This window comes from Demequina maris (assembly GCF_000971155.1).
Classification (GTDB): Bacteria; Actinomycetota; Actinomycetes; order Actinomycetales; family Demequinaceae; genus Demequina; species Demequina maris.
On record NZ_BBLX01000001.1, the window covers coordinates 41,879 to 54,605 of the forward strand.

Sequence of the window (12,727 nt, forward strand, 5' to 3'; positions counted from 1 at the left end):
GTCGTCTTCTTGACGACCGTGGTGGCGGTGCCGCTGCCCGGGATCGAGAGGCGCTGGCCGACGGTGATGAACGCGGCGTTGGCCAGCTTGTTGGTGCGGGCGAGGGCGGCGACGGTGGTGCCGTGGCGCTGGGCGATCTCGGACAGGGTGTCGCCGGCCTTCACGGTGTACACGCTGCGCGTCGTGGAGGCGCGGGTCGGGGCCGCGGCCTCGCGCGTGCCCGAGCCGCCGATGGTGAGCCGCTGCCCGGGGTAGATGAGCCCGGCGTTGGCCAGCTTGTTGGTGCGGGCGAGGGCGGCGACGGTGGTGCCGTGCCGGTGCGCGATCTCGGACAGGGTGTCGCCGGCCTTCACCGTGTACGTCGCGGACAGCGTGGTCGTCGTCCGCGCGGCGGCGGACCCGCCGCCCTTCGTGGGGATCGTCACCGTGGTGCCGACGTAGATCGTGGCGCGCGCGTCGAGGCCGTTGGCGGCCACGATCGCCGGGATCGTGCTGCCGTAGCGGTGGGCGAGGTCGGAGACCGTCTCGCCCTCGCGCACGCGGTGCTCCTCGTCCGCCGCGGCGGGTGCGGCGGTGGCCAGCCCGATCATCGTGACGAGCGCCGCCGTGGTGGCGGCCCTGCCGACGGGGACGGGGGTCGTCGACGCTGCCATGCGAGCCTCCGATGTGAGAGAAGGGGTTGATGTGACAGATGTGACAAATGTGACGGTAACCCGGGGTCGCGCGCGGTCGCAAGGGGGCGGGGCGGGATCAGTACCCTGGAGCCATGACCGACGCCGCCTGGCTCACCGTGCCCGACTTCGCCGACCGCCTGGGGATCACGCCCAGCGCGGTCCGGGAGATGCTCCGCGAGGGGCACCTCTTCGCCGTCCGCCGCGGGGAGCGGCAGACCCTGCAGATCCCCGCCGACGTGATCGTCGAGGGCGACGCGGGCCCCGAGGTGCTCGCGACGCTGCGCGGCACCCTCACCCTCCTGCACGACGTGGGCATGGACGACGCCGAGTGCGGCGACTGGCTCCTCGCCGAGGAGGAGGAGCTGGGCATGACCCCGCTCGAGGCGCTGCGCCAGGGGCGCCGCGCGCACGTGCGCCGCGTCGCGCAGAGCCTGCTGTAGGGCCCTCTCAGGCGCTGCGGTCCACCGCGGCGTCGACCAGGGCGAGCACCGAGGAGGCGTCCGGAAGCGCCGCGCCGAGCGCGTCCCGCGCCCGGGCCGCCTCGCGCGCGATCTGCTCCTCGACCGCGGCGAGCGCGCCCGAGGCGGTGATCGCGTCGATCGCGGCGCGGATCTCGTCCGCGCTCGCGTCCGCGCGGCCGAGGACCCCGAGGACGGCCGCGCGCTGCGCGTCGTCGCCCGCGGTGACCGCGTGCCAGACGAGCAGCGTGCGCTTGCCCTCGCGGAGGTCGTCTCCGACGGGCTTGCCGGTGCGCTCGGGCGTACCCGTGAGCCCGAGCACGTCGTCGCGCAGCTGGAACGCCGCGCCGAGCGGGAGCCCGGCCTCCCGCAGCGATGACACGGTCGCGGCCGATGCGCCGGCGGCGGCCGCGCCGAGCGCGAGGGGGAACTCGGCGGTGTAGGACGCGGTCTTGGACCGCATGATGGTGCGGATGTCGCGCTCCAGCCCCGGCAGCGCGTCGACGGGCGAGACCGCGACGCGCATGTCGAGGTGCTGGCCCGCGGTGACCAGCGCCGCCATCTCGTCGAACAGGTCCGCCACCACGTCGCCCACGCGCCGTGCCGCGAGCGTCGCGCCGCGCTGCGCCGCCACGAGCGCGACGTCGCCCGCGAGGATCGCCCCCGCGCGCCCGTAGGCGGCCGCGTCGCCGTGCCAGCCCGCGTCGCGGTGCTGCGCCTCGAACACCTTGTGCGCCGCGGGGCGGCCGCGCCGGGTGTCCGAGCCGTCGAGGACGTCGTCGTGGAGCAGCGCCGCGGTCTGGAACAGCTCGAGCGCGGCGGCGAGCTCGAGGGCGGCCTCGCGGTCCGAGCCGCCGCAGCCGTCGAAAGCCGCGAGGAGCAGCCGCCCGCGGAAGGCCTTGCCGCCCTCGGAGGACGCGGCGAGCCGGTCCGCGATGTCGGCCGCGGCGACGCCGGCCGGCGCCATCGACGCCGTGGCCCACGCGAGCAGGCGCGCGGTGCGGTCGGCGATCTCGGGGCGGGGGTCCTCGACGGTGCGCATGCGACCAGCGTAGGGGCGGGGGAGCGGCCGATGTCCCCATCCCCGCCCGCCCGCCGCATCGTCCACCGTTCGTGCCTGCGCCGGCCGCCGACCGGGTGCGCGCGCCCAGCCTGGGATCCATGACAACGATCACCGGACCCGGCGAGCTCGTCTCGCTCCTGCCCACCCTCCTCGGCTTCCAGCCGCGCGAGAGCGTCGTGACCGTGCTCCTGCGCGAGCGGGGGGCGGTCGGCGCGATCCTCCGCCTCGACGTGTGGGACCTGCTCGGCGACGTCGCCGCCGAGTCCGCACACGAGCTCGCCCGGATCGCGATGCGGGAGGGCGCGCGCCGCGCCGTGGTGGTCGGCTACGCGGAGGACGAGGACGAGGGGTGCCTCGCGGTCGCGACGGCCGCCGTCGCGCTCGAGGAGACCGTCGCCGCGGTCGAGACGTGGATCGTCGCGGACGGTCGCTACTACTGCCCATCGTGCGAGGACCCGCGCTGCTGCCCGCCCGGCGGTCGCACCGTGCCCTCCGCGCGGCCCGGGGCCGCGTCCGCATGGGCGGTCGCGCCGGACCCCGGGGCGTCGCGCGCTCCGGCACGCGAGCGGCGGCTGGCCTCGCGCGCCGCGCGCCGCTGGGAGGACCGGGCGGTGAAGGGGCTCGATGCCTGGCGCGACGCCTCGGCGCGGCATTGGCGCGCCGCTCTGGACGAGGGCGCGGACGGGCCCGCGCCCCTCGGGCGCCTGGCGGCCGCGCTCGCGGACGTGCGCGTGCGGGACGCGCTGCTGCTGATGCTCGTGCCCGGCTCCTCGCGCGCGGTGCGCGACGCCCTCGCGGGACGCGACTCGCCCGCGATCGCGCAGGCGCTGGGCGCCGCCATGCGGCCGTCCCGCCCGCCCGACCCGCGGCGCGTGGACCTCGTGACGGACCTGCTCGTCGCGGTCCTCGAGCACGCGCCCGAGCGGCTGTGCGCGGCGCCCGCGGCGACGCTGGGCGTGATCGCGTGGTGGGAGGACGACCCGGACGTCGCGCGCGCGTGGTGCGCGATCGCGCTCGACCACGATCCGGGGTATCGTCTCGCGGTGCTCGTGCTCGCGCTCATGGACGCCGCGGAGCCGCGGCGGTGAGACGCCCGGGCGGGCGCGGCACGCGGATCGTCTGCCGTGTCGCGGAACGATCTCGTTGACATGGGCGTTACAATCTAATGGATTTGCGCGAGGCGATCAGCGGGGCCTCACCATCCACTCCGTGACAGGTCGAGAGGGTAGCCGTGTCGCCGAAGCAGCCGGGTCGCGCCGACGGTTCCACCGTCGGTGCGGAGACGCGTCCGAAGAGACGTCCCGTCCGCGCAACCCCCGCATCGTCCGACGCTTCGCTGCCGCCTGCCGGCAGCTCAACCGAGAAGGAGAAGGCCACGACTACCGCAGCCGCATCCAAGTCCACCGGCGCCTCCACCAAGGCCGCCCCCAAGCGCGCCGCGAAGGCCGCCGCCGACGAGGTCGAGGAGACCACCGAGGCGACCGCCGCGCCCAAGCGCAGGGCCGCCCCCAAGCGTGCGACCAAGACCACGGCGAAGGCCTCCGCCGCGAAGGCGAAGGACGCCGAGGACGAGGCCGCCGAGGTCGACCAGGACGACCTCGAGGTCGACGACGCCGAGGTCAAGGCCGTCGCCGACGAGGAGGCCGCCGAGGGCTCGGGCACCAAGCGCGCGGGTGCGGACGAGGAGTCGGACAACCGGGGCTTCGTCCTCGGCACCGGCGACGACGACGCCCCCGTCCAGCAGGTCATGACCGCCGGCGCGACCGCCGACCCGGTCAAGGACTACCTCAAGCAGATCGGAAAGGTCGCGCTCCTCAACGCCGAGCAGGAGGTGGACCTCGCCAAGCGCATCGAGGCCGGCCTGTTCGCGGAGGAGAAGCTGTCCTCGGGCGAGAAGCTCGCCCCCAAGCTCCGTCGCGAGCTCGAGTGGATCGCGAACGACGGCCGTCACGCCAAGAACCACCTGCTCGAGGCGAACCTCCGCCTCGTCGTCTCGCTCGCCAAGCGCTACACCGGCCGCGGCATGCTGTTCCTGGACCTCATCCAGGAGGGCAACCTCGGTCTGATCCGCGCGGTCGAGAAGTTCGACTACACCAAGGGCTACAAGTTCTCGACGTACGCCACGTGGTGGATCCGCCAGGCCATCACCCGCGCGATGGCGGACCAGGCCCGCACCATCCGCATCCCGGTGCACATGGTCGAGGTCATCAACAAGCTCGCGCGCGTCCAGCGCCAGATGCTCCAGGACCTGGGCCGCGAGCCCACCCCGGAGGAGCTCGCCAAGGAGCTCGACATGACGCCCGAGAAGGTCGTCGAGGTCCAGAAGTACGGCCGCGAGCCCATCTCGCTCCACACCCCGCTCGGCGAGGACGGCGACAGCGAGTTCGGCGACCTCATCGAGGACTCCGAGGCCGTGGTCCCCGCGGACGCCGTGGGCTTCACGCTGCTCCAGGAGGAGCTGAGCAAGGTCATGGACACGCTCAGCGAGCGCGAGGCCGGCGTGGTCGGCATGCGCTTCGGCCTCACGGACGGCCAGCCCAAGACGCTCGACGAGATCGGCCGTGTCTTCGGCGTCACGCGTGAGCGCATCCGCCAGATCGAGTCGAAGACCATGTCGAAGCTGCGCCACCCGTCGCGCTCGCAGGTCCTCCGCGACTACCTGGACTGATCACCCGCGCGACGAGGCCGCCCTTCCCCCCTCGGGCAGGGCGGCCTCGTCGCGTCGGGGCGTCTCTCGGCTCCCCGCAGGAGTGACGGACCTGCAGGAGCCGTCGCTGACCTCCCCGCAGCGGTGTCCGGCGCGTCGGCGGCCCGCCGTCACGCGTAGGCGCGGCGGATCGCGAGGCTGCGGCGCATGGCGCGCAGGGGGTGCATGACCCAGGCGCGCACGGTGGCGCGGCGGTCCTTGGGCCGGGCCTCGCGGAGCGCCTCGAGGCGCTCGCGCCGCTGCTCGGCGAGGCGGTCGAGGTCGGCCGCGCGGGTCTCGAGGTACAGGGCGTTCATTCCGAGGTCGTTCATGATGCTCCCCCTTGCCGGCGCCGGCCGTTCCGGCGTCCCGACACCACCGAGCCTGCGCTCTGAGGCGTGCCTCCGGCATCGGGCAGGTGCCCTATCTTTGGCGACCTGGGTGGTCAGGGGCGCGTCGCGTCGTCCTGGGGCGGCAGGCCCGTGACGGACCGCTCGTCCTCCCACACCTCGACGCCCGGGATGCCCGGGATGCGGTCCCGCGTGTAGACGGGATCCCGGCCCGCACGATGCTGTGCCGTGTAGTCCTTGAGCAGCGCGAAGACGTGGCGCGACAGCGGCGCGAGCGCCAGCAGGTTGAGCAGCGCGAGCACGCCGAGCAGCAGGTCCGCGAGCGACCAGACGAGCGTCGCGGACACGAGCCCGCCCACGAGCACCGCCGCGACCACCGCGCCGCGGTAGCCCATCAGCACCGACCGGCGCTCGGTGATGTACTCGATGTTCGACTCGCCGTAGAAGTTCAGGCCGAGGATCGTGCTGAACGCGAGCAGGAACACGATGAGCGAGAGCAGCGCGCCCGCCCACGTGCCGAGCGAGCCCACCACCGCATCGTGCGTCATGGCGACCCCGGGCTCCGCGGTCTCGAGGTCGGGCCGCGTCACCAGGATGATGAACGCCGTGATCGAGCACACGAAGAGCGTGTCGAAGTAGACGCCCAGGGACTGCACGAGGCCCTGCTTGACGGGATGCGTGGTCGCGGCGCTCGCCGCGGCGTTGGGGGCCGTGCCGAAGCCCGCCTCGTTCGAGAACATGCCGCGCTGCACGCCGGTGAGGATGACCGTGCCGAGCGCGCCGCCCGCGACCGCCCGTCCGCTGACCGCGTCCTCGAGGATCGCCTGCACGACGGGCCCGATCGCGTCGACGTGGAGGACCACGATGACGATGCCGAGCCCGAGGTAGAGCAGCGCCATCGCGGGCACCACGGTCTCCGTCACGAGCGCGATCCGGTGCGCGCCGCCGAGGATCACGGCGCCGGTGAGGACCGCCACGACGATCGCGACCGCCGGGGCCACCCAGCCCGGCGCGCCGGACGGGAAGCTGTCGGTGACGGTCTCGGCGATGGTGAAGGACTGCAGCATCGTGACCGCGAACGGGGCGGCGACGATGAGCACCACCGCGAGCACCACGCCCAGCCACCGCGAGCCGAGCCCGCGCTGCACGTAGTACGCGGGGCCGCCGCGGAAGCCGTCCGCGTCGCGGTGCTTGTAGAGCTGGGCGAGCGTGGACTCCACGAACGCGGTGGCCGCGCCGAAGATCGCCATGAGCCACATCCACGCGACCGCGCCCGGGCCGCCCACCGCGATCGCGGTACCCACGCCCGCGATGTTGCCGATCCCCACGCGCGATGCGGCGGAGACCGTGAACGCCTGGAACGCGGACAGGGACTGGGGGCGGCCGTCGGCGTCCGTGGGGGTGCGGTCGGTGAGGCCCTTGAGCATGCGGGGGAGCAGGCGCACCTGCACCACGCCCGAGCGGACGGTGAAGTACAGCGCGAGCACGATGACGAGCGGCAGCACCAGCCAGGTCCACAGCGTGTCGGTGGACGAGACCACCCAGTCCTCGAGCGCGTTCATAGGACTCTCACGCTAGGCCGTCCGGCGGCGAAGCGCCTGGTGGGAGCCGGAAGCGGGGTCATGCGGCGTCGCGACGATGCGCGGCGAACCACGCGGCGGCCTCGGCCCGGTTGGCGGCGCCGATCTTCGCGAGGATCGCGGACACGTGCACGCTGGCCGTCTTGGCCGCGATGTGCAGGTGGCTGCCGATCTGGGGGTTGGTCATCCCGGCCGCGACCAGCGCGAGCACCTCCTGCTCCCTGGCGGTGAGCGTCCCGAGCGCGTCGGCCTCCTCGTCGCGGCGGCGGAGCGCCTCCGCGGCCCAGCGGCCGATCAGCGCGGCGCCCTCGGCGGGCGCCTCGCGCGCGACCCGGGCGAGCAGGTCCTCGGCCGCGCGACGATCGCCGTCGCGGCGCGCGGCGAGCGCGAGGCGGAGGCGCGCCTCGTGGAGGAGCCGGCGAGGCGGGCGGCCGGCCTCGCACGCCTCGACGGCCGCGCGCCAGCGGGCGGTGGCGTCGCCGGCCGCCAGCATCGCTGCGGCGATGGCGGGCAGGTACGGGGGGCCGGCGTCGGTGGGCTGCGCGTCCGCCACCTCGCGGGCGCGGGCCTCGAGCTCAGGGTCGACGTCGAGCCGGGCGGCGCGGGCCGAGGAGATCGCGCGGCAGGTGGACAGCAGCAGCATGGGCGACGCCGTGGCGTCCACCACCGCGTCGGGGTGGAGCAGCAGCCGGGCGTCCGCGAGCGCGCGCTCGCGAAGGCGGCGCGCCGCGACAGGGGCCGCCGCCTCGGCGCGGGCGAGCGCGAGGTCGATCGACAGCGCCTGCCAGTTGAACGCCCCCTCGGCGTCGTCCGCGGGCGACGCGACCAGCGGCTCGGCGCGGGCGAGGATCTCCTCCGCGTCGTCCAGCCGGTCGTCCCAGAGGGTCGCGATCGCCTCCAGCTCGAGCAGGAACTCCTCCCATCGGGGCGACTCCCCGCGCAGCAGCGCCGCCGACCGACGCAGGTGCGGCACCGCCTCATCGCCGCGGCCCGCGTTGACGAGCGCCTCCGCGACGTTGGCGGCGATGGGGGCGCCGATGCGTCGCTCGAGCCCCTCCTCGAACGCCTCCGACAGCGACGCGAGGCCGGCCTCCACGGCCTCGTCGAAGCGGCCGAGCCGGTTGAGGATGTCCACCACGTTGGCCGTCGCGCATCGTCCCCACAGCATGGCGCCCTCGTCGATCTCGAGCGCGTGCCGCAGGTCAGCGAGCGCGGTCTCGTACCCGCCGGCGTGCAGGCGGAGCACGGCGCGCTTGCACAGCGCCATCGACATCACGGCGGGGTCGCCGGACCGCGAGGCCAGGGTCACGCACGCGTCGGTGAGCGCGGACTGCTCCGGCTCGGCCGAGATATGGGCGCGGGCGGCGAGAGCCTGCACGCGGTAGGGCAGCGCGGCGGCATCCGTGCGGTCGCCGAGCAGCGCCTCGATGGGAGCGAGGTGGACCATCGCGGCCGCCGTGCCGACGTGCTCCGCCGCGAGCGACATCGCCGCGGCGTGGAGCCGGGCCTTCTCGATGGCGGCGCCGTCCGCGGGGGCCGACGCGAGCGCGTGCTCGATCATGCGCATCGCGGCGCGGCTCTGACCCGCGTCGCGCAGATCCTCGGCGACCTCGCACCGCAGCGCGAGCTCGTCTCGCCCGAGCATCCCCGCGGGGTCCGCGACCTCGTCCCACAGCTCGAGCAGCTGCTCGCCGAGCCGTGCCGCCGTGGCCACCGCGTACTCCGCGCGCGCCGCCTCGACCGCGACGATGGTCGCCGCGAACGCCTGGTCCGGGTCGTGGGCCGCGCGCCAGTGGTGCGCGGCGGCCGCGGCAAGCGCCCGGTCGCCCGCGTCGACGCGGCGCTGCACGATCGCGGCGAAGGTACGGTGCGCCGCGACGCGCTCGCGGGGGAGGAGCTCCCCGTAGACGGCTTCGCGCAGCAGTGCGTGGTGGAACGCGAGGCCGGACTCGTCGGCGCGCAGCGCCCCCGCGGCGAGGGCCTCGCGCAGCCCCCGGGCAAGCTCGTCGTCGTCGCCTTCCCACGCCTCGGCGAGCAGCGCATCGTCCACCCGTTCGCCGCCGGCGCTGAGGAGCCGCGCCACCGCCTGGGCCTCCGCCCCGAGCCGCTCGTAGCGGGCGAGGACGATGTCCTCGAGGGTGCCGGCGAGGGGCCCGTCGGCCCCCAGCACGAGCTCCTCGACGTAGAGGGGGACGCCCTCGGACCGGGCATGGACGGCGGCGACCGTCGCCGCCGACGGGTCGACGCCGGTGAGCAGGCGCATCTGCTCCGCCACCTCGTGGCGCTCGAGCCGGGTGAGCCCTACCGTGCGGACCGCGCGGCTGCGCTCGAGCTCGGCGACCACGGTACGCAGGGGGTGGCCGCGCGAGACGTCGTCCGCGCGGTAGGTGAGGAGCAGCGTGAGGCGTGAGCCGCGCAGCGTCCCGGCGAGGGTGCGCACCAGCGAGCGGGTGGCGTCGTCCGCCCAGTGGAGGTCCTCCAGCACCAGCACGAGGTGCTGCGCCGCGGACAGGTTCTCGAGGACACGTTCGACCGCCTCGGAGACGAAGTCGGCGCCGCTGGGAGGCGGTGCCTCCGCGCCGTCGTCGAGCTCGGGCACGAGCCGGGCGAGGGTCGCGCGGACGCGGGGGCTGCCCGCCGCGTCGCCCAGGGCGTCGACGCCGACCTCGCGCGCGAGGTCGTGCAGGAGGCGGCGCACCGCGCCGAACGGCGCGCCCACGGTCGCGCCGTCGATGCACTCGCCGGTCGCGACGACGGCGCCCGGCAGCGCGCGGGCGCGGGCCACGAGCTCGCGGACGATGCGCGACTTGCCGATGCCCGCCTCGCCCCTGACGATCACGGCCGACGGCTCGCCGCGGGAGCCCGACGCGAGGGCCTCGTCGAGGACGGCCAGTTCGCGCTCGCGGCCCACGAGCGCCGGCGCCTCGCGCATGGCGGTCACCGGGAGGTCCCTCGCCGGGAGCGTGCGCGCCTTCCCCCTGCGCCGCCGGGTCGGGCGAGGAGGTGCTGCGGCCGGCCGCACGAGAAACGCCCCCCGCGTCCCGGCGCGTCATGCGCCATGGGCCCATCGTCGCACCGCGACGCGCCTGGTGGAAGGGCGGAGACGGCGGGCGAGGGAGGTCAGGGCACCTCGGGCGGCACCTCCGGGGTCGCGACCTCGGCCGCCTCGCGGTCGCGGGCGGTCTGCGCGACCACGATCGCGACCAGGACCACCGCGGCGCCCGCGAGCTGCAGCGGGGCCAGCGTCTCGCCGAGCCACAGCCACGCGATGAGGAACGCGAACAGCACCTCGGAGGACGCGAGGATGCCGGCGGCGGTGGCGTTGACGTGGCGGAGCGACATGAAGATCAGCACGAACGGGGCGAAGCCGCCGAGCGCGACGATCCACAGCAGCGGCACCCACAGCGGGAGCACGACGTCCGCGAGCGCGCCGTCCATCGAGATGCGCTCCACGAGCAGCGCCGGGTCGATCCGCCACCAGCCGGAGAACGCCGCCCAGAAGGCCGTGGCGAAGGTGGACGCCCAGAAGGCCACCGCGAGCGGCGGACGCACCGCGACGCTGCGCTCGCCCGCGAGGAAGTAGAACGCGTACGCGGTCGCGGCGCCGAGCCCCGCGAGCACGCCGACGCCGTCGAGGCTCGAGTCCCAGAGCTCCGCGACCACGGCGAGGCCGAGCAGCACGCCGCCGATCGCCCACCACAGGCGGCGATGCACGCGCTCCTTGAACACGAGCAGCGCCGTCAGCGCGACCAGCACCACCGCCGTGTACTCGAACAGGAGGGCCACGCCGACGGGCAGGCGGGCGATCGCGACGGAGTAGAGCCACTGGATCATCGCGAGGCCCGCGATGCCCAGCAGCGCGTAGAAGCCGAGCTCGCGCCGGGTCACGCGGAACTGGCCGCGGTCGGACACGAGCAGGACCGTTCCGGCGATGAGCATCGTGGCGAGCGCGCGGGCGAACGTGAGCTGCTCGGGCGTGATGCCGGCCGCCATGACGACCTTCGACATCGACCCGTTGATGCCGAACAGGGCCGCGCCGGTCAGCGCGAACGTCGCGCCGAGCGCGGGGGAGCGGTGCGGGAGGGCCACGGCGTCAGCGTAGGTGCTCGGGCGGCGGCGAACCCGCAGGCAACCGCCCGGCGAGGCAGTAGCATCGTGCCGTCCGTCCCGACCCGAGGAGTCCCATCGTGAACGCCCTTCGCTACGCCCTGCTCGTCCTCCACTTCGTGGGGCTCGCCGCGATCCTCGGGCCCGCGCTCGACCAGCTCAAGGCCGACACGAAGCGGATCACGATGGCGATGGTGTGGGGCGCGCGGGCGCAGCTGGTGACCGGCCTGGGCCTCGTGGCGCTCGCGGAGATCCGCGCGAGCCAGGAGGACTTCGAGGTCGACCACGTGAAGATCGCGGTCAAGCTGCTCGTGGCGCTCGCGATCGTCGGCATCGCGGAGGCGACGCGCAAGCGCGAGAACCCCGTCACGCCGTTCTGGATCGTCACCGGCCTGACGGTCGTCAACATCGTCGTGGCCGTCGCGTGGCGCTGACGTGATCGAGGTCCGCCCGGCCGTCACGGCGGACGCCGCCGAGATCGTCCACCTCGGCGCGCTCATGTACAAGGCGGTGGGCGCCAAGCCCACGCCCACGTGGGCGGTCGAGTCGACCCGCATGGTGCGCGAGCGGCTCGGCAGGGACCTCTTCGGCATGGTGATCGACGCACCCGAGGGCGGCCTGGCGGCGTGCGGCCTCGTCAACGTGGCGCCGCGCCTCGCGCGTCCCGGTGCCGACGCGCACGCGATGGGCTACATCCAGTGGGTGTCCACCGCCCCGCAGCACCAGCGCAAGGGCTACGCGCGCGCGATCATGGAGGCGCTGCTCGACGAGACGGACCGGCGCGGGATCGAGGTCGTCGAGCTGCACGCGAGCCCTGCGGGCCTGCACCTCTACCAGGACCTCGGCTTCTTCATCAAGCACGACAACGTCGCGATGACGTCCGTGCGGCGCCGCCCGCGCGGGCAGGGCCCGGTCTAGCCGACCTGCGAGCCGCGGTCGCGCTGCCGCCGCGCCCAGCGCAGCGCGCGCACCTGCGCGGCGACGGTGGCGACCGCGGTCGTGAGCACGATGGCGCCCGCCGCGCCGATCGCGGTCCATCCGACCACCGTGTCCTCCGGCGTGCCGTAGAGGCGTCCCTCGCCGATCCACGCGAGGCCCCACGCGAGCGTCGCGGTCGTGGTCCACGCGAGGACGGGGGAGACCGACAGGTCGCGGACCATCGCGATCCCGAGGAAGCCGGTCGCCACCAGCACGCCGACCGCGGCCGGCATGCCGTCCTCCGGGTCGCTGCCGAGCCACCATGCGACCACCGCCGTGACGTTCGCGACGGTGGCGACGGTCGCCCAGCCGAGGTAGAGGCCCACCGGCGCGTCGGAGACGGCGGCCACGAGCAGCGAGGCCGGGCGGCCGCGCCCGAGCCGTGCCGCCGCGATGCCCAGGGCGATGAGGATCGCGGCGAGGACGCCGACCGAGGCGGCGAGCCACTCCCGCTGGACCACGTAGATCCAGGCGGCGTTGAGCAGCATCGCGGCGAGGACCGGCCACGCGATCGCCCGCAGGCGCGGGCTCGAGCCGAGGGTGGGGAGGGCCTGGACGACGGCGAACACCGCGAGGGCGGCGTAGATGACGGACCAGACGCCGAAGGCCGGGGTCGCGGGCGCGAGGAGCGTCGCATCGGCGGCGAGCACGCCCCCGGCGGCCTCCTCGATCGGGGTGCCGCCGAACGCACCCGAGCCCCACGCCGCGCCCAGGATCGCCACCACGGCGCCCACCAGGACGAGCGCGCGCTCGGCCACCGCCCAGGGCGAGATCTCCTGCTCCACCGTCATCGTCACGTTGTCCCCTTCCTGCCAGGGCTAACGCTCCCAC

The 12,727-nt window shown here is 74.9% G+C and carries 12 protein-coding genes; 5 read left to right on the forward strand and 7 right to left on the reverse strand.

Translation table 11 applies throughout. The features are described 5' to 3' along the window. On the reverse strand, positions 1–653 hold a 653-nt coding region (locus AOM02_RS14420; protein WP_169746573.1), incomplete at its 3' end, for a LysM peptidoglycan-binding domain-containing protein. Between the two features lie 113 nt (positions 654–766). On the opposite strand from AOM02_RS14420, the gene AOM02_RS00205 reads away from it, so the two are divergent. Then, entirely contained in the window at positions 767–1,114 is a 348-nt protein-coding gene (locus AOM02_RS00205) for an Rv2175c family DNA-binding protein (protein ID WP_062295409.1), read from the forward strand. A gap of 7 nt (positions 1,115–1,121) precedes the next feature. On the opposite strand, the gene AOM02_RS00210 is transcribed toward AOM02_RS00205, so the two are convergent. Further along, positions 1,122–2,174, reverse strand: coding sequence for a polyprenyl synthetase family protein (locus tag AOM02_RS00210; RefSeq protein WP_062295411.1), 1,053 nt, complete (start codon positions 2,172–2,174; stop codon positions 1,122–1,124). Between the two features lie 119 nt (positions 2,175–2,293). Between AOM02_RS00210 and AOM02_RS00215 the strand changes: the two genes are divergently transcribed. Both AOM02_RS00215 and AOM02_RS00220 read left to right on the forward strand, forming a co-directional pair. Then, positions 2,294–3,283 (forward strand): DUF4192 domain-containing protein, encoded by a 990-nt coding sequence (locus AOM02_RS00215; protein ID WP_062295413.1) that lies wholly within the window; start codon positions 2,294–2,296, stop codon positions 3,281–3,283. A gap of 143 nt (positions 3,284–3,426) precedes the next feature. Further along, positions 3,427–4,863, forward strand: a complete 1,437-nt coding sequence (locus AOM02_RS00220) for an RNA polymerase sigma factor (protein WP_082104781.1) — start codon at positions 3,427–3,429, stop codon at positions 4,861–4,863. 149 nt (positions 4,864–5,012) lie between these two features. Here the strand turns inward: AOM02_RS00220 and AOM02_RS00225 are convergent, their stop codons facing one another. From AOM02_RS00225 to AOM02_RS00240, 4 genes are all read right to left on the reverse strand, one after another. Next, positions 5,013–5,213, reverse strand: a complete 201-nt coding sequence (locus tag AOM02_RS00225; RefSeq protein ID WP_062316362.1) for a hypothetical protein — start codon at positions 5,211–5,213, stop codon at positions 5,013–5,015. Between the two features lie 113 nt (positions 5,214–5,326). Further along, on the reverse strand, positions 5,327–6,793 hold the full coding sequence (locus tag AOM02_RS00230) for an alanine/glycine:cation symporter family protein (RefSeq protein ID WP_062295418.1): 1,467 nt from the start codon (positions 6,791–6,793) through the stop codon (positions 5,327–5,329). A 58-nt stretch (positions 6,794–6,851) separates the two neighbouring features. Further along, the gene (locus AOM02_RS00235) at positions 6,852–9,743 is read right to left on the reverse strand and encodes a helix-turn-helix transcriptional regulator (RefSeq protein ID WP_228373751.1); all 2,892 of its coding nucleotides are present in this window, start codon (positions 9,741–9,743) and stop codon (positions 6,852–6,854) included. A 188-nt stretch (positions 9,744–9,931) separates the two neighbouring features. Next, positions 9,932–10,900 carry an EamA family transporter gene (locus AOM02_RS00240; RefSeq protein ID WP_062295421.1) on the reverse strand — a complete coding sequence of 323 codons (969 nt, stop codon included), beginning with the start codon at positions 10,898–10,900 and terminating at the stop codon, positions 9,932–9,934. A gap of 98 nt (positions 10,901–10,998) precedes the next feature. Between AOM02_RS00240 and AOM02_RS00245 the strand changes: the two genes are divergently transcribed. Together AOM02_RS00245 and AOM02_RS00250 are read left to right on the forward strand one after the other, a co-directional pair. After that, complete coding sequence (locus AOM02_RS00245) at positions 10,999–11,352, forward strand: hypothetical protein (RefSeq protein WP_062295423.1); 354 nt, start codon at positions 10,999–11,001, stop codon at positions 11,350–11,352. 1 nt (position 11,353) lies between these two features. Beyond that, entirely contained in the window at positions 11,354–11,836 is a 483-nt protein-coding gene (locus AOM02_RS00250) for a GNAT family N-acetyltransferase (protein ID WP_062295425.1), read from the forward strand. Here the strand turns inward: AOM02_RS00250 and AOM02_RS00255 are convergent. After that, positions 11,833–12,687 carry a tryptophan-rich sensory protein gene (locus AOM02_RS00255; protein WP_062295427.1) on the reverse strand — a complete coding sequence of 285 codons (855 nt, stop codon included), beginning with the start codon at positions 12,685–12,687 and terminating at the stop codon, positions 11,833–11,835. The two genes, AOM02_RS00250 and AOM02_RS00255, sit on opposite strands and share 4 nt — an antisense overlap. Between the last annotated feature and the right edge of the window lie 40 nt (positions 12,688–12,727).